The sequence below is a fragment of the Nonomuraea sp. NPDC049709 genome, assembly GCF_040674815.1.
Classification (GTDB): Bacteria; Actinomycetota; Actinomycetes; order Streptosporangiales; family Streptosporangiaceae; genus Nonomuraea.
This window is the reverse complement of sequence record NZ_JBFANM010000005.1, coordinates 211610-232468: the sequence shown is the minus strand read 5'-3', so window position 1 is coordinate 232468 and position 20859 is coordinate 211610. Positions and strand designations below refer to the sequence as shown.

Annotated in this window: 23 protein-coding genes and 1 pseudogene; 15 read left to right on the top strand and 9 right to left on the bottom strand. The window is 68.2% G+C overall.

Annotation, left to right across the window (positions count from 1 at the left end; all coding sequences use genetic code 11):
- Positions 1 to 362: 362 nt before the first annotated feature.
- Positions 363 to 977, bottom strand: coding sequence for a TetR/AcrR family transcriptional regulator (locus AB0J69_RS07340; RefSeq protein ID WP_364113857.1), 615 nt, complete (start codon positions 975 to 977; stop codon positions 363 to 365).
- The gene (locus AB0J69_RS07335; RefSeq protein WP_364113855.1) at positions 977 to 1825 is read right to left on the bottom strand and encodes an oxidoreductase; all 849 of its coding nucleotides are present in this window, start codon (positions 1823 to 1825) and stop codon (positions 977 to 979) included. Before AB0J69_RS07335 ends, AB0J69_RS07340 begins: the two co-directional genes overlap by 1 nt.
- 220 nt (positions 1826 to 2045) lie before the next feature.
- Between AB0J69_RS07335 and AB0J69_RS07330 the strand changes: the two genes are divergently transcribed.
- Positions 2046 to 2198, top strand: coding sequence for a hypothetical protein (locus tag AB0J69_RS07330; RefSeq protein WP_364113853.1), 153 nt, complete (start codon positions 2046 to 2048; stop codon positions 2196 to 2198).
- Between the two features lie 177 nt (positions 2199 to 2375).
- On the opposite strand, the gene AB0J69_RS07325 is transcribed toward AB0J69_RS07330, so the two are convergent.
- Together AB0J69_RS07325 and AB0J69_RS07320 are read right to left on the bottom strand one after the other, a co-directional pair.
- Positions 2376 to 2510, bottom strand: coding sequence for a hypothetical protein (locus tag AB0J69_RS07325; RefSeq protein ID WP_364113851.1), 135 nt, complete (start codon positions 2508 to 2510; stop codon positions 2376 to 2378).
- Between the two features lie 488 nt (positions 2511 to 2998).
- Positions 2999 to 3619: a TetR family transcriptional regulator C-terminal domain-containing protein gene (locus AB0J69_RS07320; protein ID WP_364113849.1), complete on the bottom strand. Its 621-nt coding sequence runs from the start codon at positions 3617 to 3619 to the stop codon at positions 2999 to 3001.
- 120 nt (positions 3620 to 3739) lie between these two features.
- On the opposite strand from AB0J69_RS07320, the gene AB0J69_RS07315 reads away from it, so the two are divergent.
- From AB0J69_RS07315 to AB0J69_RS07300, 4 genes are all read left to right on the top strand, one after another.
- A complete protein-coding gene (locus AB0J69_RS07315; RefSeq protein ID WP_364113847.1) occupies positions 3740 to 3934 on the top strand; it encodes a hypothetical protein in 195 nt (64 codons plus the stop codon).
- Positions 3931 to 5505, top strand: coding sequence for a carboxylesterase family protein (locus AB0J69_RS07310; protein WP_364113845.1), 1575 nt, complete (start codon positions 3931 to 3933; stop codon positions 5503 to 5505). The genes AB0J69_RS07315 and AB0J69_RS07310 overlap by 4 nt, the downstream gene beginning before the upstream one ends.
- A gap of 454 nt (positions 5506 to 5959) precedes the next feature.
- Positions 5960 to 6298 (top strand): YciI family protein, encoded by a 339-nt coding sequence (locus AB0J69_RS07305; RefSeq protein ID WP_364113843.1) that lies wholly within the window; start codon positions 5960 to 5962, stop codon positions 6296 to 6298.
- Positions 6295 to 7491 (top strand): DUF6596 domain-containing protein, encoded by a 1197-nt coding sequence (locus AB0J69_RS07300; RefSeq protein ID WP_364113841.1) that lies wholly within the window; start codon positions 6295 to 6297, stop codon positions 7489 to 7491. The genes AB0J69_RS07305 and AB0J69_RS07300 overlap by 4 nt, the downstream gene beginning before the upstream one ends.
- 420 nt (positions 7492 to 7911) lie before the next feature.
- Here the strand turns inward: AB0J69_RS07300 and AB0J69_RS07295 are convergent, their stop codons facing one another.
- Positions 7912 to 8580 (bottom strand): TetR/AcrR family transcriptional regulator, encoded by a 669-nt coding sequence (locus tag AB0J69_RS07295; RefSeq protein ID WP_364113839.1) that lies wholly within the window; start codon positions 8578 to 8580, stop codon positions 7912 to 7914.
- Between the two features lie 302 nt (positions 8581 to 8882).
- Between AB0J69_RS07295 and AB0J69_RS07290 the strand changes: the two genes are divergently transcribed.
- From AB0J69_RS07290 to AB0J69_RS07280, 3 genes and pseudogenes are all read left to right on the top strand, one after another.
- Complete coding sequence (locus tag AB0J69_RS07290) at positions 8883 to 10367, top strand: MFS transporter (RefSeq protein ID WP_364113837.1); 1485 nt, start codon at positions 8883 to 8885, stop codon at positions 10365 to 10367.
- Between the two features lie 368 nt (positions 10368 to 10735).
- Positions 10736 to 11008, top strand: coding sequence for a hypothetical protein (locus AB0J69_RS07285; protein WP_364113835.1), 273 nt, complete (start codon positions 10736 to 10738; stop codon positions 11006 to 11008).
- 175 nt (positions 11009 to 11183) lie between these two features.
- Positions 11184 to 11654, top strand: a pseudogene (locus AB0J69_RS07280) (serine hydrolase); the annotation flags it as partial.
- Between the two features lie 254 nt (positions 11655 to 11908).
- Here AB0J69_RS07280 and AB0J69_RS07275 read toward each other — a convergent pair.
- Positions 11909 to 12097: a hypothetical protein gene (locus AB0J69_RS07275; RefSeq protein ID WP_364113833.1), complete on the bottom strand. Its 189-nt coding sequence runs from the start codon at positions 12095 to 12097 to the stop codon at positions 11909 to 11911.
- 258 nt (positions 12098 to 12355) lie between these two features.
- Between AB0J69_RS07275 and AB0J69_RS07270 the strand changes: the two genes are divergently transcribed.
- The 3 genes from AB0J69_RS07270 to AB0J69_RS07260 all read left to right on the top strand — a co-directional run bounded on the left by AB0J69_RS07270 (position 12356) and on the right by AB0J69_RS07260 (position 14482).
- Positions 12356 to 12850, top strand: coding sequence for a SigE family RNA polymerase sigma factor (locus AB0J69_RS07270; RefSeq protein ID WP_364113831.1), 495 nt, complete (start codon positions 12356 to 12358; stop codon positions 12848 to 12850).
- Positions 12851 to 13157: 307 nt separating this feature from the next.
- Complete coding sequence (locus AB0J69_RS07265) at positions 13158 to 14117, top strand: hypothetical protein (protein ID WP_364113829.1); 960 nt, start codon at positions 13158 to 13160, stop codon at positions 14115 to 14117.
- A 23-nt stretch (positions 14118 to 14140) separates the two neighbouring features.
- Positions 14141 to 14482 carry a hypothetical protein gene (locus AB0J69_RS07260; RefSeq protein ID WP_364113827.1) on the top strand — a complete coding sequence of 114 codons (342 nt, stop codon included), beginning with the start codon at positions 14141 to 14143 and terminating at the stop codon, positions 14480 to 14482.
- Here AB0J69_RS07260 and AB0J69_RS07255 read toward each other — a convergent pair.
- Both AB0J69_RS07255 and AB0J69_RS07250 read right to left on the bottom strand, forming a co-directional pair.
- Entirely contained in the window at positions 14461 to 15558 is a 1098-nt protein-coding gene (locus tag AB0J69_RS07255; RefSeq protein ID WP_364113825.1) for an IS630 family transposase, read from the bottom strand. The genes AB0J69_RS07260 and AB0J69_RS07255 overlap by 22 nt on opposite strands.
- 380 nt (positions 15559 to 15938) lie before the next feature.
- Positions 15939 to 16370 carry a hypothetical protein gene (locus AB0J69_RS07250; protein ID WP_364113823.1) on the bottom strand — a complete coding sequence of 144 codons (432 nt, stop codon included), beginning with the start codon at positions 16368 to 16370 and terminating at the stop codon, positions 15939 to 15941.
- Between the two features lie 29 nt (positions 16371 to 16399).
- Here AB0J69_RS07250 and AB0J69_RS07245 point away from each other — a divergent pair, with 29 nt between their 5' ends.
- Positions 16400 to 16942 carry a pentapeptide repeat-containing protein gene (locus tag AB0J69_RS07245; protein WP_364113821.1) on the top strand — a complete coding sequence of 181 codons (543 nt, stop codon included), beginning with the start codon at positions 16400 to 16402 and terminating at the stop codon, positions 16940 to 16942.
- 57 nt (positions 16943 to 16999) lie between these two features.
- On the opposite strand, the gene AB0J69_RS07240 is transcribed toward AB0J69_RS07245, so the two are convergent.
- Entirely contained in the window at positions 17000 to 18838 is a 1839-nt protein-coding gene (locus tag AB0J69_RS07240; RefSeq protein ID WP_364113819.1) for a hypothetical protein, read from the bottom strand.
- A gap of 47 nt (positions 18839 to 18885) precedes the next feature.
- Between AB0J69_RS07240 and AB0J69_RS07235 the strand changes: the two genes are divergently transcribed.
- The 3 genes from AB0J69_RS07235 to AB0J69_RS07225 all read left to right on the top strand — a co-directional run bounded on the left by AB0J69_RS07235 (position 18886) and on the right by AB0J69_RS07225 (position 20646).
- Positions 18886 to 19695: a hypothetical protein gene (locus AB0J69_RS07235; protein ID WP_364113817.1), complete on the top strand. Its 810-nt coding sequence runs from the start codon at positions 18886 to 18888 to the stop codon at positions 19693 to 19695.
- On the top strand, positions 19692 to 19934 hold the full coding sequence (locus AB0J69_RS07230; protein ID WP_364113815.1) for a hypothetical protein: 243 nt from the start codon (positions 19692 to 19694) through the stop codon (positions 19932 to 19934). The genes AB0J69_RS07235 and AB0J69_RS07230 overlap by 4 nt, the downstream gene beginning before the upstream one ends.
- 121 nt (positions 19935 to 20055) lie before the next feature.
- Positions 20056 to 20646 (top strand): DUF6262 family protein, encoded by a 591-nt coding sequence (locus AB0J69_RS07225; protein ID WP_364113814.1) that lies wholly within the window; start codon positions 20056 to 20058, stop codon positions 20644 to 20646.
- The last annotated feature ends 213 nt before the right edge of the window (positions 20647 to 20859 follow it).

The following is a 20859-nucleotide window of genomic DNA, read 5'->3' as shown; positions in this document are numbered from 1 at the left end:
AACTTTCGGAATGATACGCGGATGGCTGAGGAGCTGCACCTGGCGTGGGACGAGGTCGTCGACGACCCTGGACGACGTGGACGATAAGGAGGGCGGGATCGTCATTGTCGAGGAGCGGGAACTCGCTAGCGTGTTCCCGCTCGACTTGCTCGCCGACGAGGAGTAGACGGGAAGCAGGTCGGTGTGTGGTTCGACCCGAGCTTCAGGCCGGGCGTTCCCCGGGCAGCGCCGGACTCCTGCCGGAACCTCCTGACAGCTACCCGGGCCGGACTCCAGAACCTGATGTGGAGTTCCATGTACAGGAGCCTTTGGCCGAAATCCCGATGTTCGGTTCTTGCGCTCCACCGTCAATGCCAGATGTATCAGGCGGTCAGCCCGGCGCTGACCAGCCAGATGTGTTCGCAGGTCGAGGATGCCTTTTGCAAATTCTCGCGGGACTCCTGCGAGGCGTGGTAGAAGGTGCGCTCGATCATCCAGCACAGGGCGCGTGCCATCGCCGACGCTTGTTCCGGCTCGGTGCCCGCCTGAATGCCGGCTCGCTCCAGGACAGCGGTGATGGCTGTGATGAACAAGCCAGCTGTACGGCTCCACAGCTCGCCGATCTCCGGCACGGTCAACGACAGGTCGATCGCCGTGCGAAAGACGAGGCCGTGCTCGTTCCACAGCTCGACCGTGCGCCGCATGGCCGCTGCGATGGCCTGGCGCGGCTCGTCGGTCTCTGCAGTGGCCCGGGACCGCTCCCACAGGTGCTCCACAGTCCGGGCCACGAGTGCCGTGACCACTTCCTGCTTGGAGCCGAAGTAGAAGTACAGGGCGCCGCGTGTGATGCCAGCGCCCTGAGCGATGTCGCCGACGGTCATGGCGTCGTAGCCCTTCTGCGCAAGCAGAGCTTCGCAGGTGTCCAGAATGGCCCGCTCCCGGACATCGCCTTTGCGTTCGGTGGTGCGCCGACTCCGCGCGGGGTGGTTGCCGGGCATCAGAGCTGAGCACCCTCGGCGAAGTCGGTCGTACGGGACAGCGTCTCCCATACGCGGATGTCCTCGTCCACAGCCGCGCGCGCGGCGGTGACCAGTCGCAGCGCATCCGAACCCAGGACGAGATGGGCCGGCGGCCGGTCGACCGACGCGATATGCACGACGGCCTCCCCGGCCTTAACCGGATTGCCCAACTGGTTCCCGCTGGCCTTCTGCCGCGCTTCACGGATGGGATTGAACAACTCGTCGTAGTCGTCGATGGACCGCGCGGCGCGTGTCATCGACCGTCCGGCCCAGTCGGTGCGGAAGGAACCGGGCTCGATCGCCGTGACGTGGATCCCGAACTGTGCAACCTCCTTGCCCAGCGCCTCGAGGATCCCTTCCAGCGCGAACTTGCTGCCGCAGTAGGCGGACATGCCGGGCACGGCCATGAGCCCGCCCATGGAGGTGACGGCCATCAAATGTCCGCGGCGACGCCGGCGCATGTAGGGCAGCGCGGCCTGCAGGGTAGCCACCGTCCCGAATACGTTGACCTCGAACTGCTGCCGCACCTCGGCCAGCGGGGTCTCCTCGAAGGTGCCCTCCAGGCCGTAGCCGGCGTTGGCGACGACGACGTCCAGAGGGCCGACGCTCTGTTCCACCTCTGCGACCACGCGCGAGACGGCGTCGTCGTCCGTCACATCCAGGATGCGGCCGTGAGCGTACCCGGGTTCGAGCTCTTCAAAGGCCCGCAGGTCCTTCTCGGAGCGGACCGTTCCGACGACAGTGTGCCCGGCGGCCAAGACGGCTTGGGCGAAGGCACGCCCAAGGCCCGTACTGACGCCGGTGATGAGCCACTTCTGTTCCTGCATTGCTCCTCCAGCTAGGGCTCGGAAGGAGTCTGGTTGCTCCCTCGCCTCAAACTCTACATGATGTCGATTTTTATCATCGTCATGCAGATTTCTGATGGCACCTTACGGCTCCGTCAAGCGCTCCATGGCGATCTTCCCCGGGCGAGAGCAGAGGTCGGGCCACCCGACGAGCCGGGGGCCCAATCCGGCGGGGTGTTCAGAATGAACGAGTGTTCCGTAAGTGGAGGCGTTGTTGCTGCACGCGCAACGGACGGGCGACACCGAAGCTCTGGCCGCAGCGGTTGACGCCTACGCGGAGGTGTGCGCCGAACTGTCCCCGCGCGATCGCCACCGCTACACCCACCTGGCCAACTTCGGCAGCGCACGGCGCTGAGGTTCGATGTTCGTGCTGATGCCTCATGCCTCTTTGCCGAGTTTGTTGAGCTGTCAGTTCACGGGGATGAGGGCGTGGGGTGGTTGCCCATGCCCTCATCTCATCTCGGCAACCGGGTGATCGCCGAGCACAACCCGGCCATCGGCAGGGAGGCGCCGCTCACTCGCCCTGATGAAGTCACAGTCCTGGCTGCCCCGGATCACCCCGCGTACGGGCCACCACCCGGATCTGGCCGTCCTGACGGTCTATCTGCTCGATCTCCACCGCCGCCAAATGCGGGAAGAGCACGTCCACCACGTCACGGTTGCACACCGCTCACGGTCTCATCCAGAGCAACCCTAGGTATGCGAAACAGCGCAATCCGTTACCAGGGAAATCTTGGCAGAGCCCCCGTCTATGTGTCGAGAATCCTGTCGTCAGCCCGAAACCATTAATCCGGGGCGGTGTTTCATGCTGCGAAGTCTGATTTTCCGGGCCACGGGGGAGATTCGATGGGGTGTTGGAAATTTTCAAGAGGCGGGGAATATCGAGATCGTTCACAGGAAATCACCCAATCCCGACAGGTGACCCGCGCGGGTTGATGACACTGCAGGTGAGGTCGTCGGCACTGGAGAGGGCCGGTGTGACGGCGCGCAGTTCGGCTGGCAATGCAGGCCGACCCACGAGACGTAGGAGTTGCTGTCCGTGCTGCTGATTGCCGAGAAAGCCGAGGGTGTGCTGTCCGGTGGCAGGGGCGGCGTCGAGGATCTCATGAATAGTGCGGTGCGGAACAGGTCCTGGATCCTCCATCTGGTCGAGGCTCAAGGTGCGGTGGCGAAGAGCCGGTCGAGGTGCTCGTCCAGGACGGCGTGTGCCGTCTCCGGGCTGCCGTGCCCGATGAGTACGTGCGTGCCGAGGCCATCGGCCAGCGCGAACAGCGCCGCCGCCACCCGTTCGGGATCCAGGTCGGTGGAGACCTCGCCGGCGTCTTGGGCGTGACGGATGAGTAGGACCAGCACGTCGTGCAGGGCGTCGTAGCCCGCACGTAGATGGTCGGCCAGCTTCGGGCTCACCAGCGCGCGGGCGGTGAACGCGGTCGCGATGCGCAGCTCGGCGCGGCGCTCGTCGTCGGTGGGCACCAGTTCGGCCAGGATGTCGCGCAGCACGGCGCGCGGCGGCTGCTCGCCCACGCCGAGGCTCTGCCGTACCCTCTCGGTTCCGCGCTCGCTGATGTAGTCCAGGGCGAACAGCAGCATCTCGTCCTTGCTGCGGAAATAGTGCTGGACGGCGCCCAGCGAGACCTCCGCCTCGGCGGCCACGTCTCGCAGGCTCACCGCGTCGAGTCCGTGGCGGTTGATGATCGCCAGCAGTGCCTCCGCGATCTGCCGCCGCCGATCTTCATGCCGGGCACCCAGGCCCCGCGTACGACTGCCCTTACCCACGGCACTCTCCAACATTTCAGTACAACCGACTTGGCCTGCTATCCCCGCTTATGATATTACCGGACGGTTGTATTGATTTGCTGTCTCAGGGTGCCCTGGGAGACCGGAGGATGCGACGTCATGATGATCGCGGGTGTGCTGCTGATGATCCAGGGCTTCGGCAACGCCCTGACCAGGTGGCTCTGGGGGACCGGCTGGGGACTGCTCGCGGTGGCCGAGCGCACGGCCGACCTGCCCCCATGGACCGGCGCGGCGGTGGGCCTGCTGGGCCTCGCACTGGCCGCGGCGGCCCGGCTGAAGGGCCGCCGCTCGTGAACGGGCGATGCTGGGCGGCGCTGGCCGCCTGTGTCGCGCAGCTGATCTCGGCCGCGCCTCCCGCGCCCGCCACGCCCGCCGTCTCTGCGGGCCCGCTGGTCCGCACGGATCTCGGCTGGGTGAAAGGCGCACAGGCCGACGACCACCGAGTGTTTCAGGGCATTCCCTACGCCGCCGCTCCCACCGGCAACCGGCGCTGGCGCTCGCCCGCGCCCGCCCGGCCGTGGCCCGGTGTCCGGAACGCCACCCAACCGGGCCCGCGCTGCGCCCAGCCCGCGACCCCGGGGCAGCCGACCGGCACGTCGGAGGACTGCCTCTACCTCAACGTCACCGTCCCCCGCACCCCCGGCGGGCGCAAACCGGTGATGGTGTGGCTGCACGGCGGAGGATTCATCGAGGGCGCCGGCAGCGACTTCGACGCTCACCACCTGGCCACGACCGGGAGCGTCATCGTCGTCACCGTCAACTACCGGCTGGGCGTCTTCGGACTGTTCGCTCACCGCGGCCTGGCCGGCTCCGGCGGCTTCGCCCTGGAAGACCAGCAGGCCGCCCTGCGCTGGGTGCACCGCAACGCCACTGCGTTCGGCGGCGACCCCGGCAACATCACGCTGTTCGGGGAGTCCGCCGGAGGCAAGAGCGTCTGCGCGCACCTCGCATCACCGCGAGCGGCCGGCCTCTTCCATCGCGCGATCATGCAGAGCGCCCCCTGCACCGGTACGGTGCCTGCCGGCACCATGTTCCCCGGCGTACCCGCCTTCCGCCAGTGGCCGTCCGTCGCCGACCGGCAGGCCGACGGCGCTCGGCTCGCCGCCCGGCTCGGCTGCGCTGACCCGGCGACGGCCCTCACCTGCCTGCGCCGGGTGCCCACCGCGCGTCTGCTGCCCCTGCACGACCTGTTCATCACCCCCGCGGTCGGCAGCCCGGTGCTCCCGCAGAATCCCGAACGTGCCCTGGCCACCGGCACGTTCCACCGCGTCCCGGTCATCTCCGGCACCACCCGCGACGAGATGCGCTACATGGTCGCCCTCTTCTACGAGCTTCCGGGCACGCCGATCACCGCCCGGGCCTACACTCGGTTGCTGCGGCGCGCGTTCGGCGAGCAGGCCGACCGCGTCGCCCGCCGCTACCCCCTCTCCCGGTACGCCTCTCCGGGACTGGCCTGGGCGACGCTGACCACCGACGTGGTGTTCGCCTGCCCGACGTACGAGCGGAACCGGAGCCTGGCCCAGCGGGTTCGCACGTACGCGTTCGAGTTCGCCGGGGACGACGTCCTGACCAAGATCCCGGGCTCGGACTTCCCGCTCGGGTCCGCACACGGCGCGGAACTGGCATACCTCTTCCCCAGCACCGGCCTGGACGCCCACCGGCGGCAGCTGTCCACCACCATGATCGGATACTGGACGGCGTTCGCCCGCACCGGCGACCCCAACGCGCCCGGCCTGCCTCGCTGGCAGACCTTCGACCCCGTCCGCCCCAGCACGCAGTCGCTGGCGGCCCCGCCCGACACGACGGGGCCGACCGACGTCGCCGCCGCCCACGGGTGCGCGTTCTGGGCCGGGCAGCTCGGTTGAGCAACGCCACCGGCTGCTCCTCTTCGTTGTCCGGATGCGCCTGAAGCTCCGCGACGAGCCGGTCCACCCGCGCGCATGCGTGTCCGCCGGAGCCTGACAGGCTGTCCATCGCCAGTACGGGCCATCGCCCGAATGAGGTTGTCCTTGTCCCTTTACATCATCGATGAGCAGGGCAGACAGGCCAGCAAACACCACACCCGCAAGAAGTCGATCTTCAGCACGTTCCAGCCTGGAGGCGAGCACACAGCGCTACCACTGATAACGGCGCACGCCGTTTGCTGGACAGACCCGCCAGAGCACTGGCGAGGTCTCCCGCTCGACAGGCCGGTAGACGATGCCAGGATACAAAAAGGCGAGCCCGAGCCCGAGCACGAAAATCGACAGAGCCATGGTGTCGATTTCGCCGCGCCCCGATTGTCTTAGAGACGACCATCACGCAACCGAGGAGGACACGATGAAGTACATGCTGCTGATCAGCCACGGCGACCCGGACGCGTGGGACCGCCTGTCGCAGGACGAGCAGCAGGCGATCCCCACCGAATACCAGGCGATCGAGCAGACTCCGGGTGTCACCCCCGGGCGATGGATGCAACCGCCGGAGACGGCCACCACAGTGCGGGTGCAGGATGGCAAGACGCTGACCACCGACGGCCCGTTCGTGGAGATGAAGGAGGCGCTCGGCGGCTACCTGTTCTACGAGGCCGACGACCTCGACGCGGCGATCGAGCTGGCCGCCCGCATCCCGGCGGCCCGAATGGGCGGCGCGATCGAAATACGCCCGCTGAACGAATGACCGACGTGCTGGAGCGAATCTTCCGCGAGCAGTGGGGACGCGTCCTGGCGGCGCTGATCGGCTTCCTCGGCGACTTCGACCTCGCCGAGGAAGCCGCGCAGGAGGCATTCGCGATCGCCGCTGACCGCTGGCCGCGAAACGGAATCCCGGCCAACCCGGGCGCCTGGCTGATCACAACGGCACGGAACCGGGCGATCAACCGGATCCGCCGTGATCGCACGCTGGCCGAGAAGACGCGCCTGCTCCAGGTGCAGCACGCCCGGGAGGACGAGAGGGACCCGATGAACGACGAGGTCTTCCCCGACGAGCGACTCAAGCTCATCTTCACCTGCTGCCACCCCGCCCTCGCCATGGAAGCGCAGGTTGCCTTGACGTTGCGCGTGCTCGGCGGGGTGAGCACGGACCAGATCGCACACGCGTTCCTGGTGCCCGAGCCGACGATGGCGCAGCGACTGGTCCGGGCCAAACGGAAGATCAAAGCCTCCGCAATCCCGTTCCGGGTGCCCGCCGACCACCTGCTGCCCGATCGGCTGACCGCCGTGCTCGCGGTCGTCTACCTGATCTTCAACGAAGGGTACATGGGTCGGGTCGACCTTGCCGGCGAGGCGATCCGGCTCGGGCGGGCGCTGGCCGAGCTCATGCCCGACGAGGCGGAGGCGCACGGCCTGCTGGCCCTCATGCTGCTGCACGACTCCCGTCGCCACGCGCGCTTCCAGAACGACGAACTGGTCCTGCTCGCCGACCAGGACCGCTCGTTGTGGAACGTCGCCGCAATCGCCGAAGGCCGCCGCATACTGTCCCGAGCCCTGGCCCTGCACGGCCGCGGCCCGTACGTCATCCAGGCGGCGATCGCCGTGCTGCACACCGACTGGCCCACCGACTGGCCACAGATCGCCGCGCTCTACGGCGAACTCGCGCGGCTCACTGCCTCCCAGGTGGTCGAACTGAACCGCGCCATCGCCATCGCCGAGACACACGGCCCCGAAGCCGGACTGGACATCATCGACCGACTCACCCTTCGAGATTTCCACTACCTGCACGCCGCCCGCGGCGAACTGCTATGCCGCGCCGACCGCATCCCGGAAGCCCGCACCGCCTACCAACGTGCCCTAGCCCTCGTCCACGACGATGCCGAACGGCGTCTACTACAGCGACGGCTGGCCCAGCTCTCTGAACGATCCCCACACGGGTAGCGGCGACCCGCGCGAGCACGTGCACGCCGCCCGCGGCGTCATCCGCGAGGCCGCGTTCACCGTCCTGGACTGTTTGTGCGGCCTCATCGCCGCCTGCCCCGCGCCGCCAGCCGGCGAGCGCTGGACGCCGAGCTCACCGCCCTGCTCGATCAGCAACTCGCCGGGCTCCGGCCGCGAATGGCTGCTGCGGCGCCCGGGACCCTACCGTGTGCGGCACCGGTCGCGGGTGGAAGGGCTTCTGGTTCGCCTTTCCACCCCGCGATCGTACGAGCCGGCAGCTCAAGGCAGCTCCCGTGAGGCCATGCAGTCGCGGCGCTCGGTGAGATTGCGCGCGTGGCGGCGTGATCGCCGTTGCGATGAGCCAGCGGCGATCATTCGAGCCGCTCTCCAGCTACAGAGGCGGGTGGGGACGACAGCCCTTCAGGCGTGCAGGGAGTGCATCTCGGAAGTGGCGCTCGTTCGGCGGCTGTGCTCGAGGAGTTGCTTGTAGTCGCGGGCTACGCCCCGGAGTAGCGTTTCGACTGCGTGCTCGATCTCCCTGTCGTCGATCGGGAGGTGGCTGAACAGGACGCGGTAGTACACGAAAGAGCCGAGGAGGTCGAGGACGATGGCCGGGTCGACCTCTTCGCGCAGGTCGCCGCGCTCGTAGGCTCGGGCGAGCGTCCGCTGGACGGCGGTGCGCGGGGGGTCGAACAGTGTCGTCATGAACGTCTGCCGCAACTCGGGGTCGCCGGCGCAGTCGGCGAGGAGCGGTCCGAGCACGTCTGGCGAAATGCACCGGAATGCCCGAGCGAAGAGCTTCAGGCATTCGTCGAGGTCGCAGAGCGTGCAGCCGGTGTCCGGCGCCTTGATGGCGCCGAGGCGGGAGCCGAGCGCGGCGAGTACGAGGTGCGAGCGGCCTGGCCAGCGGCGGCGGATCGCCGGCTTGGTCGTCCCGGCCTGTCGTGCTACGTCCTCCAGGCTCAGCCGGGTGTAGCCGACGCTGAAGAGTGCCGCCAGTGTCGCCTCGAGCACCGCGACGTCGATCGCGGGGTCGCGCGGACGCCCGACCCGCACGGTGCCTGGGGAGATCTCGCCTGCCGCCATCATCGCGTACCACGATACGGCAGTTTCGTTGCGGTGAGGAACGCAACTGGGCCAGTGTCGCGTCTCCGGAAGAAGCCCCGTTGCATGCCTTGAGGCATTACGTTACGTTTGGTATCGGAACATTATTCAGGGACTTCGCTGTTTCGAGAGCGGAGCGAGACCGAGGGTCAGCCGGTCTCAAGCCGGCACCGCACTCGGCCGGCCGACCGACCCCCAGGAGTGTGCCAGGTATGTCCGTCAGCGCATCGCGGCCCATCGCCATGCGGGCCGGTCCACGGGAGTGGACCGGCCTCGCCGTTCTGTCCGTGGCCAGCGTGCTGATCGCCATGGACAACACCGTGTTGTTCCTGGCGCTACCGCACGTCACCGCAGATCTCGGCGCCTCGGGACCGCAGATGCTGTGGATCCAGGACGTTTACGGCTTCCTCATCGGTGGGCTGCTGATCACCATGGGCACGCTCGGCGACCGGATCGGGCGCAGACGGCTGCTGATCCTGGGCGCGGCCGGGTTCGGGATGGCGTCGGTGCTGGCCGCGTTCTCCACCGGCGCGGAGATGCTGATCGCCGCCCGCGCCGTCCTGGGCATCGCGGGTGCGGCGCTGGTGCCCTCGATCCTGGGCATCCTGCGCAACGTCTTCGCCGATCCGAAGCAGCGCATCGCGGCCATCTCGGTGCTGATGACCTGCTTCACAACCGATGGTGCCATCGCCCCCTTGATCGGTGGTCTGCTGCTGGAGAACTTCTGGTGGGGCGCGGTGTTCCTGGCCGCTGTCCCGGTGATGGCGTTGATCCTGCTGCTCGCGCCGATCTTGCTGCCCGAGTCCGCGGACCCTGGTCCCGGAAGGCTCGACCTGCCCAGCGTGGGACTGTCGGTGGTCGCCATCCTGCCGATCGTCTACGGCGTCAAGGAGTTGGCCGGCCACGGCATGTCCTTGCCCGTGCTGCTCGGCCTCGTGCTCGGCGCCACCTTCACCGTGCTGTTCATCCGCAGGCAGAACCGGATGGACAGCCCGCTGCTGGACCTCCAGCTGTTCCGCGGCCGTGCGTTCAGTGTCGCGCTGTCAGCGTTGCTGGTGGGGCAGTTCGCGATCGGCGGAGTGTTGTTCCTGATGCCCCAGTACTTCCAGTTGGTGCTCCACGAGTCACCGATCCAGGCCGGGCTGTGGCTGCTACCGGGAACCGGGATCTTCGCGCTGATGGCCCTGGTCATCCCTCCCATCGCGGCGAGGCTGCCACGCGCATGGCTGATGGCAGGCGGCCTGATCGTCGCAGCAGCCGGGTACGGCCTGCTCGCCATGGTCGACACAGGGACAGGACACGGGACCCTGGTCGTGGCGATGGTGCTCGTCCTGGCCGGCATGGCCCCGCTGGTGCTGCTGGTCACCGACCTGGTGGTGGCCAGTGCTCCGCAAGACAAGGCGGGCTTTGCCGCGGCCATGTCGAGCACCAGCATCGAGCTCGGGCTCGCGCTCGGCGTCGCGTCTCTGGGCAGCGTCCTTGCCGCCGTCTACGGCAGCGGGATGAGCGACGTGCCGGCCGGCGTGCCCGCGGGGAGCGCCGATGCCGCACGAGCAAGCCTCGCAAACGCGACCGGCGTGGCCCAGCAACTGCCCGGCCCGGCAGCCACGAGCCTGCTCACAACGGCCAGGGAGGCGTTCATCGCCGGGTTCAACGTCGTCGGCGCGATCAGCGCCATAACCGCAGTCGGCGCGGCGGTCGCTGTCGCTTGGCTGCTACGAGACATCACCGCGACCGCTAAGGCTGAACCGGCCAAGGACCCCACACCGTGAGGTCCTCAATGGCACCCAGGCACGACGCAGAAAACGCATCATTCACGAGCTATGCCTGCATCTGCCAGCGCTACCGGACATCCCGCGGATCATATACGCGCGCTTCAACGACACCGTCAAGCGCGTGGATGGACCGTGGCGATGGAAGTCGCTGGAGGTCATACCGGACTTTGTCGGCGACACCAGTCGGCACCTTCCCCATGAACGACGGAGAACGCAGCGAGCGCAGAACTGTCCGCAGGGGAACGCCGACCGCACTCGCATGCGAGGCACCGCCTGGTGCCGTGACGACACTCTCAGCCGTGTAGCGAACGGGTCCCCAGCTGGAGACGGTAAGTTCGAGCCGGCTCTCCGAGGAAGGAGGAGGCATGATCCTCACCATCGCCAGAGTCACCGACTTCGATCAATTCCTGAAGACGTTTTCGACCAAAGGCGTCAAGAAGAGGAAGGAGCACGGGTCCAAGGGTTCTTGGGTCTTCCGCGATCCCGATGATCCCAGCCGAGTGTGGGCGGTCTTCGACTGGGAGGCTGAGGACTACGAGAAGTTTTTCTCCGATCCCGAGATCCCGGCGATCGCCGCGGAACTCGGAGTCCAAGGGCCTCCCGTGAGGGCTGAATCCATCGCCGAGTACGACTCCTGATCGACCGATCGAGCTTGGGTCAGCCGCCAGCATCGAGCTTGGGTCAACTGCCAGCGTGGAGGGGGATATTCCGCACCCCTCATTCCTTGCGCTGTGGACGGGAAGCGAGGGCCCGGGGTACGAGCGTCTCGCAAGCCGATCCCTTAACGGACAGCGTTGAAGGAAGCGCCCTAGGACAACGGGCCTCCCTTCTAGCGGTCGTCGCACCACCGCAGCGCCGGTCGGGCGCGGGCACGGTGAAATCACGCTGGAGCACGCCTCCTGGATCTCCGCCGCCGGAGACATGATCTCCACCACCAAGGATCTCCAGACGTTCTTCTCCGCACTCAACCACGGCAAGCTCATCTCGGCCCGGCTCCTGGCCGAGATGCGCAAGCCGCACCCCGACAGCACGGCACGCTACGGCCGCTACGGCCTCGGGGCGTGGGTGCAGGACATGGGCTCGGGCTGCGGCGGCACCGTGTTCAACAGCAACGGCAGCAACAACGGCTACGCGGCGCTGATGTACAGCACGCCCGACGGCAGCAAGACCATGACCGCCTCGATCACCACCGGGGACGCCGCAGTCGACACGGCAAAGGAGTTCCCGAAGGCGCTGGACAAGCTCGTCAAGGCGGTGTTCTGCGACGGGAAGGCCACGAACTGACGAGGCCAAGCCGGCTCAATAGACGGGGCCGAACACCGCCGATCCGTACACCTTGACGGTGGACCCCTCGCGGTCGTGCATCAGGAAGAGCGCGAACCGGGCCACGCCAAGTTCGCTGAGCTCAGCGTGGCCACACTTGTGTTTTCCGGCCGTCCTGGGTGCTGTTACTTCTCACCGACATTGCGTGCTGGTCATGACTCTTCCTTTCACAGCGCGTCGTCGATGCGTTCGAGCAGGGCGTCGGCGGCGGCGGCTCACTTGCGGCGCCGCTCAGCCTCGGCGTGGTGTTCGCGAGCGCGGACGGCGCCGGGGTCGGATCGCGCTTCGGCTTCGGCCGCCCAGGTGGCAGAGTCATCGGCTTCGCCGCTCTGGCGGGCGGCGAACTCGCGCAGGGCCGCCGTGAGCACGAAGTGGTGCTCGTCGTCCATCAGGTCGATGGTCACCGTGTGCGGCTTGACCAGGGCGGCGGGGGCCGGCCGCTGGCCGTACCACTAATGGCTGTCCCGTTGTTCCTCGGCCCCGGTCTTGCTAGCCGGACTCACTTCGCCGGGCCCACCGGACGCGCACCTTGGCACCGCGCCGAGCAGAACACGGCATCCGCGCGGCGCCGGCCGTGCGTGCACGGTGGAAGTCTGCGGCATTATTCCGTCGCCGCTCAACCATCCGACCGGCTGGAGTGTCCTTGGAGGCCGGAGGTATGAGTGGACGACCCGACGTTTGAGAGATTCGCGGTGCAGCGGCTGCCGGCGCTCTATCGCTACGCCATGGTCTTGACCCAGAACCGGCACGACGCTGAGGACCTGGTGCAGGAAGCGCTCACTCGAACTGGCCTGCGGTGGAACGCGATCAGACGCAAGGACGACCCGGAAGGCTATGTCCGCACCGCCATGGTCCGCATCATGGCCAACCGATGGCGGCGGCCCAAGCGCGAAGTGAGCGTGTCGGCGCCTCCCGAGCCCGCGGCGGAGGATGTGGGGCTGGAACGGCTGCTGGACGGCGACGGCATCCGCTCCAGGATCGCCGGGCTGCCGCCGCGCATGCGGGCCGTACTGGTGCTGCGTTATGTCGAGGAACGCGGCGATGAGGAGATCGCCCGGTTACTGGGCTGCAGCCGCGGGACCGTCAAGAGCCAGGCGTCGCGAGGGCTCGCCCGGCTGCGTGAGGCCGTCAAGACCGAGGAGATCGAGCATGGATGACCTGGAACGCCGTCTTGCCGCGCTGCTCAGCGAGTCTTCCCCGGGTGATCCGCCGCCCGGTCTGGCAGATCGGATCCACCGGGCCGTGGCCACGCGCCGCAGGAACAGGCGAGCCTTGGCGCTGGCCGCCGCGGCGGGTGCAACGGCGATCCTGGTGGCCGTACCCCTACCCGTACGCGGCGGGAACGGCGAGGCCGCAACCACGGCAAACCTCAGCCCGACCCCCGCATCGACCCCCGTATCGACGCCCGTATCGCCCCCGTCTTCTGAGCCGACGGTGACTGTGTCCACGCGGCCCGAGCCGACCATGACCAAGACTGTGACACCCACCCCGGACCAGGCGAACGTCAACATCCCTGCCGGCCTCGGTATCGAACAGGCCCTGCGCCGCCTCCTGAACGTGGCGAGCGTCGTGGACGTCGAGAGCCGCACGGCGCGGGGCGAGCCGTTCACGCCCGCAGCGCTGGGCAGCGACGGAACGGTGCTGGGAACGACACCTGACGGGCAAGTGGCAGAGGCGGGCGCGAGTGGCGGCACGCCCCAGGAACTCGGCTTCCCGGCGCGGTCGGGGCTGGGGACGGCCACGGACTTCCGCACCTGGACGGAGCTGAACGGCTCGTCGGCCGCCCAACGGTGCCGCACGGCGGACGGGAGCACACGCACGATCAGCCCGCAGGGGACAGGGCCCGGGGGGCAGGTCTGGGTGGACGGTGGCGTGATCGTCGGCAACGACGCCATGCGGCAGCCCTGGGCGGCCAAGGGATGCGCGCAGGTGGGTACGGTCGTCAAGGCCGGGGACCCGGCGAGTGGGGTGGCGGTGGCGTTCTCCTACCCCCACCTGTTCACCGCCGACCGGGCGAACGACAAGGTGCTGCGCATCCTCGACGTCGAGACCGGAAAGGTGACGGCCGAGCATCCGCTGCCGGAGGGGGTCCGCGCGCAGACCATGGACGCTCCGGACCAGAAGTGGTACGCGGCCGCGTCCGGCAAGTGGTTCGCCTGGGTGGCCGACGGCACGCTGCGATGGATGCCGCGCGACTCCTGGGGGCCGACGTCCATGCTGCCCGGAGTTCCCACACCGACGCAGGGGGTCTCCCCGTGGATGACGGCGGGCAACCGGCTCATCACCTACAACACCGGGGCCACCTCGCTCCTGCTCGATCCGGTCACCGGCACGCGATACAAGAGCCCGGACATCATGCTGGCGGCGGGCGACTGGCTGCTGTGGCAGAACGGCGACGGCTACCGTCTGGCCAACCTCCGTTGAGGTCTGCGGCAGGTGTCCTGCTGGTGCTCGTCATGATCCCCACGGTCGCGAACCTGGCCGGCGGCGGCCCAATGTACATCTGGACGCCGTCACTCCCCATGCCTCTCCTGCGCCTGGTCACGGAGGCGGGGCTGCTGGACGCCTGGTTGGTCGCCGACCTGCTCGCCGCCCTCGGCATGATCGGCGTACTCGCGGCGGCGGCCACGGCCGTGAGGGAGTACGCCGTGGCCGCGACACTGCTGGCCCTGGTCGCCGCCGTCAGCCTCGCCGCCACGGCGGCCGGCACCCTGCTCCCCCTCGGCTACGCCCTCCTCTACACGGCCGGACTCGTGCTAGTGGCCCGTCACGCAACCTTGGCTGGATAACTGGTCCAGCTTCGGATGGGTGAGCTGGCGGCGAAGCTGGTCTTCGGCTGGGCGCGGGCGTTGCGCCAGCGGACGTGGCCGCCGATCGCCGTGTTCTGCTCATCGTGGGTGCGGTGGTCGGTGCCGTTGAGGGCGTAGTAGCGCAACGCGGCGAATTCGGACTCGATCCAGTTCAGCCATGAGCCGTAGGTGGGCAGGAACACCAGCTCGACGTCGTTGTCGGCGGCCCAGGCTCGGACCTGGGGGTGCTTGTGCGGCGAGTAGTTGTCCATGATCACGTACAGCCGTTCGCCGGGCCACCGCGCGCGCAGGGTCTTCAGGAAGGACAAGAACTCGCGCCACCGCTTGCGCCGGCGAATGCGGTAGTACAGCTTGCCGGTGGCCAGATCCAGCGCGGCGATCATGTGCATGACGCCGCAGTAGCGGTGGTAGGTGGCCCGCAGCCGGGCCGGGCTGCGGCCCGGCCGCCACCGCTTGCCCTTGCGGGGTATCAGGTTCAGCGGGCCGAACTCATCGGCGCAGATGACTCTCCCGCCGGTGGGCGGGTGATCGTATAACTCCAGTACCCGCTGCATCTTGGCGATGAAGTGCGGGTCGTTGGACGCCTTCCAGGTCGTGGTGGTCTGCCAGCTCACCCCGTTCTTGCGCAGGATCCGCCGCAGGTGCTCGCGGCTGACCGCGACCACCACACCGCGGGCGATGAGGTGTTCGGCCAGAGTGCGCAGACTCCAGGTGGAGTGGCCGGTGATACCCCACTCGGCGGGGACCGTCCGGGCGATCAGGCAGATGTGCTCGCGCACCTGCTCACTGATCACCGGTGGCCGGCCCCCGCTCCATTTTGGGTCCAGCGCATCGAACCCCCGCTCGTTGAAGGCATGGATGACATCGCGCACATAATCATCACTGACCTGCATCAACGAGGTGATGTCCGGCACGCTCTGGCCTTGCCCGGACATCATCACCACGATCGCCCGGCGCAGCTTGACCGGGTCCTTGAGGGTCCGGGTGATGCGCTGGATCCTGCGGCCCTCCTCCATCGACAAGGGCCGGACGAACACATCCGGTGGACGAGCCACAACTACCTCCCGGTTTGCAGAGGAAGCCAGCTTTACGGGTTCACCGGTCGAGATCAATTACCCGGTCAACGTTCCGGGACGGGCTACTAGTACGGCAGGCGAGGCCCTTCTCCATCTGAGCGCGACCGGCCTTCGTGGCGTCCCGTCATACCCGGGGTCGAGGAACGACGGGATACCCATTAGCGGGACGGGCTGTTCGAGCAGGGCGGGGGCGGTGCGGCGACGAACAGCGTTGAGTCGGTCTTCGACGCCAACACGGTGGGATACCGCGATCTTGCGTGTTCCCATCTGCACTCGTTTTCAGGTCGCAGCAGAAAGCCCCGCACACGGGGGCTTTCGCGCGCAGCGTGGGAGTGCCAGCCCTAACCTGGGACTAGACCTCACCCATCCCTATTCTTGCAATAGGTCGTCTTTGTTGCGCTGATGTAGATGTGAGTGACCCTGTAACGTTCCAGAGGTATGACGTCCCAGTCGCAGAAGTCGACATTCGCTCCATTCGAGAAGAGCACCTGTCCGGACCAGCCGCCCGCCCTGAGTTCATATCCCAGCGAATTGAGGCCATAGGAGCCGCTGCAATTCCTCGACCAGGTAGCACGTCCGCCGGAGGATGTTCGATAGTCGTATTCGAGCCAGGACGTCTGACATCCCGGCATGGAGGCATTGGCGGGCGACGCAGCCGTAACCCCAGTGGATGCAAGCAACGCGACCATCGCAGCCGCGATCTTTGCCTTGAAGCGCAATTTTTCCCCTGTTCCGAAATCGGGCAGTCGATAATCGACCGAGTTTAATCCGTTGACGGTAAGGGCGTGCACGATTGCCCCGACGGTCTTTGGCGCGCGCCGTGTTCGACCGGGCGACCTTCACCCGCGACGCCGCGTTCGACCGGGCGACCTTCAGCGACACCGGGCTATTCCACGGGACAACCTTCGGCCGCGCCTGGTTCGGCGGAACGACCTTCACCGGCAGCGCCGCGTTCGGCGGAGCGACCTTCACCAGCCACGCCGCCTTCACGAGAGCGACTTTCATCGACGCCGCCTGGTTCGGCGCGGCGACCTTCACCGACGACTCCTGGTTCGGGCACGCGACCTTCACCGGCGAAGCGGCGTTCGACAGGGCGAGTTTCACGGGCGACGCCAAGTTCGGCGCGGCGACCTTCGCCGGCGACGCCACGTTCAGCAGGGCGACAGGGTTGGAGAGCGCGGACCTTACCAATGTGCGCGTGGCGCCGTCGGCCCCGGAGATGCGGCGGCTGTGGCCGCCGTGCTGGCGGGTGGCGCCGGGCGCGGATGGGTGGCAGACGCTGCGCCTGGCGGAACCCGAGCCGGCCAGCGGGGAGAGGGGCGGGGCGGCGGAGCCGGGAGCGGCCAGGGAGGCGGACAGTTGACATAAGGCTCCTTACCAGTTGCGAGCTGCGGGAAACGGCTGAGATCGCGTTATCGCCCTACCGCTCGGGGACCTGGCCGCGGTCGGCGGTGTCGCGATCGCGTTGGACCGGCTGCTGACGGATGGGGGACCGGCCGGGCTGGGTGTCTGGGCCGGGGATGAGCCGGTCCTGCTGAGCGGCGGCTTGGTGTTCGGCGCGGGCGGCCTGTTGGATGTCGCGCTTGTCCGGTGGCAGGTCGGCGCGCCGCGCTTGTTCCTGCTGGATGGCGGTGAGCTCCTCCCGGAGGCTGGCTTGGGCGGCGTGGGCTTCGTGGGCGCGCTGCTCGGCCTCGGTGACGTCCCGGCTTCGGGCGCCGCGTTGGACGGCGTCGAAATCCCGCTCCAGGTCGGCGTGCCGGCGCCGTACCAGGGGCCAGGTGACCTCGGGCGGGACCTGCTGGGCGGCCTGCTGTAGTTCGGTGCTGTGCGCGAGGGCCTGGTCGAGGTGTTCGTGCTGGTGGTCCTGCCGGGCGCGGACCTGGGGCAGTTCGGTTTCCAGTTCGCGGCGGCGGGCCCGTTGCCAGGGCCGCGGCACGGCCAGCTCCTCGATGGTGGCCTGCTCGCTGTGGCGCAGGTCCTGCAGTTGCTGGCGGGCCTGGGTGACGGCCTGGTTGGCCTGCCGGTTCCGTTCGGCGGCTTGCGCGGCTTCCTCGACCAGCTGCCGCTGCTCGGCCAGTTGCTCGTACGTGGCGAGCAGTTCCCGTTCGGCGCGGCCGCCGCCTTCGCGGGCGAAGCGGTCGCGGTCCTGTTCGGCCTGCTGGGCCTCGGCGCGGGTGGCGGCGAGCTGCTCGGTGAGGTCGCGCAGGCGGGCGGCGAGCTCGGACTCTGACAGCAGGCCCACGCCGTAGCGGGATTGTGACAGGGCGAGGAGCGCGCCGGTCCGGCGCTGGGATGCCCGCGCTCGCTGCTCAGCAGCGGGCCGGCCGGCGTCCTGCCGGTCCTGGTCCCGCTCGGGGACGGGGGCGGGGACGGTGGCTGCCGGGCGATCGGGCCCGTCGTCGTGATCGAGTTGCCGGTCGTCTTCGGCCGCGTGGTCGGCTGCGGCCCGTTCGGCCTCCCGGGCCGGTTGCGTCTGGTCGGGCGCGTCGGGTGTGTCGGGGGCGATCGGGTCGGGTTCGGGCGCCAGGAGCACATCGTCGTGTACGCCGTCCAGGGTGGCGGCATAGGCCGCCAGCGCCCGCTCCAGCTCGTCGGCCTCGCCCCGGGCGCGGCCGTGCCGCACCCGGTCGGCGTCGGTTTCCAGCAGTTCGCGCGGCAGATACAGCCGGGCGGTTTCCCGGTCGCGGGTCATCGCCGAGTACAGGGTGTGCGGGTCCAGGCCCATGCCGTAGATGAGCGCGTGGGAGGTGGTCAGCCCTTGGGCGGCCGCCACGGTCATGGCCGTCCCATACGACAGGCCGCCCTCGGCGATGTAGAACGGGCTGATCCACTTGCTGGCCAGCATCGGCCCGTCGGGGCCGGTGTGACGCCATTCCACCTGGACCCGGCCGCGCTCATCGATGGCGGTGACGCGGCCGCGGTAGCCGTTGAGCACGTCGAGGTCGCCTTCGCCGCGGCGGGTGCGGTAGTCGTTGCGGCGTACCCGCACGTGGTCGCCGACGGCCAGGTCGATGCTGCGGCCGCCGGCGATGCGGTAGGTGCGGTCGGGGCCGGTGATTTCGCCCAGTTCCCGGCGCAGGGCGCGGGCGGCGAGGTTGAGCCGGTGCACGGCCGCGTTGGTGCCGGCCAGCACCAGCACCCCGGCCAGCTCGTCGTGTACCTGCTCGGCGCCGTCGGCGGCGAGCGGGGAACCATTGTGGGTTGCAGTCGAAGCTGTCGGTGTCCGCGTGTAGTTGTCGGTGCTCGTGGCAGTGTTCACGTTGAGTTGCCGGATTCCGCCGTCGGCTCCGATCTTGGTGGTGCAGAATGCTCGGCCATGACGGCTTTGCCCATCAGTCGCACTCTCTGATGTGGTGGCGCGATGCGGCCCGCGTCGCCGCCGTCCTCGTACCGCTGGTACTGCTCATCCAGCAGGTCCCCGCGGCTGCCCCCCAGATGGGGATGTACATCCTGCGAGGACCGGAGGAAGGGGTGCTGTCGACGGGCGCCGTCGTCGAGCAGGCACTCGGGCCACTGGTCTACGTCGTGGTCGCGGTGCTCGCCTGGCATGATCACAGGTGGATCGCGGCCAGCTTGGCTTGGGCATGGACCATCTGGCTCGGCGCGGATGTGATCATCCCGAGTTCGCACACCTGGCGGTTGAGTGAGCTTCTCCCTCTTGGGCTGCTCCTGCTTCCGTACGTGACCGGAGCCGTGCTGCTCACGGGAACCGCCCATCTACGGCGCGGAGTGCAGCTGGTCGGCCAACGCAGAATGCTGGTCTGGTTCGCCGTTTTGCTGGGGGCCACCACGACCATACGGCTGTGGCCGGCCACCGGAGTGGCGCTCCTGTTGTTGTGGGAGTTCGTTCCACTCGGTCTGACGGCGATCGTCTGCGGGATGGCCGCACGATCCCCGCTGGGACGCAGGAGCATCGTGCTGCTCGCCCCCGTTTTCCTTCCCGTTGTGCTGATGCCCGTTCTCTTTGTAGCGATGTGGTCGTGGTGGGCGGAGTCATCCACGACCGGTCTCACGCAGGCGATCGTCGTGGTATGTGCGGCTCTGGCCGTCTTCGGGATCACCGTCTACCTCGCCGGCGGCAGGCGTTCTTGCAGGACTTCGAGCGAGATGACGTGACCGACGAGTTCGACGCGCTCCCGCCGGATGCCGACGAGGAGACCCGCGAGCGACTCGCGCGACACATCCTCCCGCAGATGATCGTCCTGAACGGGAAGCACCCGGCGCCGCCCCGCACCGTCGAGCACGCGGCGACCGGTCAGCAGGCGGCGACCGCCGCGGTGATCAACGCCGTGCTCGATCTCTACAACCCGGCACAGCTCGACGTGCTCACGCGCATCTGGAAACAGCTGGGCTGATCCCAGGCCATCGATCGCCCTGACGATCACCTCGCGCGTGCCAAGCAAACCCTGCCCAACGGCTACTGCGGACGTCCCCTGCAGCAGACATGTCCGCATCCCAACGCATGCTTGACCTGCGATGACTTCCTCACCGACGGCCAGTTCCTGGATCAGCACCGCGACCAGCTCGCCCGCACCCGCACTCATCGCCACCGGGCAGACCTGCGGCAACCAGCGCCTTGTCGAGATGAACCAGCGCGTCGAGATCAGCCTCATTCGCGTTGATCGACAGCATCGAGAGGCTGGAATCGTCGTGATGCCCGACAACACCCACTACCTCCGCTCTGCCGAGCAACAGCGACGAACACGACTCATCGAGCAAGCTCAACAAGCAATCCGGCGACTCGACACCGCAGGGGAGGCCATCACGGTCGCCGCGGTCGTTCGGGCCTCAGGCACTTCCAGGGCCTTCCTCTACCGGATCCCCGAACTGATCCAGGAGATCCAGCGGTTTCGCGACCTCCAGCAGCGATCCGGCCAGCGCCAGCCCGTCCAACAGCGAATGACGGACTCCTCCAAGGAGGCCCGCATCCGGCAACTCACCGCCACCAACGGCGAATTGCGCGCCGAGATTCAACGACTTCGCACACAGAACGCGTTGCTTCTTGGCCACCTACGAGAACAGTCGAGCATCCACCACCTCGACCGGCCGCCGAGGCAGGTGGACTGAACTGCCTCACCTCCTGTCGGCGTACGGGTTCCGCTGCAGAGCCAGGCACGCGCTGACGTACAAAGATCGCATGCCCCAAGGAACCGCGTGCCGTCGGCTACCCGCCCGCCTGCCAGACAACCGCGTCTCCCGTCGGCGTGCACCAATAACCGACGTGCTTGCCGTCGCGCAGGCCGACGACCAGTCCGCCGCGGGCGCGTTCCGGTGGCGGCC

Bases quoted from the DNA above. Each gene is read 5' to 3' on its own strand.
- AB0J69_RS07340 (WP_364113857.1), bottom strand. From the start codon at position 977: ATGCCCGGCAACCACCCCGCGCGGAGTCGGCGCACCACCGAACGCAAA.
- AB0J69_RS07335 (WP_364113855.1), bottom strand. From the start codon at position 1,825: ATGCAGGAACAGAAGTGGCTCATCACCGGCGTCAGTACGGGCCTTGGG.
- AB0J69_RS07315 (WP_364113847.1), top strand. From the start codon at position 3,740: ATGATGATCGCGGGTGTGCTGCTGATGATCCAGGGCTTCGGCAACGCC.
- AB0J69_RS07305 (WP_364113843.1), top strand. From the start codon at position 5,960: ATGAAGTACATGCTGCTGATCAGCCACGGCGACCCGGACGCGTGGGAC.
- AB0J69_RS07300 (WP_364113841.1), top strand. From the start codon at position 6,295: ATGACCGACGTGCTGGAGCGAATCTTCCGCGAGCAGTGGGGACGCGTC.
- AB0J69_RS07295 (WP_364113839.1), bottom strand. From the start codon at position 8,580: ATGATGGCGGCAGGCGAGATCTCCCCAGGCACCGTGCGGGTCGGGCGT.
- AB0J69_RS07285 (WP_364113835.1), top strand. From the start codon at position 10,736: ATGATCCTCACCATCGCCAGAGTCACCGACTTCGATCAATTCCTGAAG.
- AB0J69_RS07265 (WP_364113829.1), top strand. From the start codon at position 13,158: ATGACCAAGACTGTGACACCCACCCCGGACCAGGCGAACGTCAACATC.
- AB0J69_RS07235 (WP_364113817.1), top strand. From the start codon at position 18,886: ATGCTCGGCCATGACGGCTTTGCCCATCAGTCGCACTCTCTGATGTGG.
- AB0J69_RS07225 (WP_364113814.1), top strand. From the start codon at position 20,056: ATGACTTCCTCACCGACGGCCAGTTCCTGGATCAGCACCGCGACCAGC.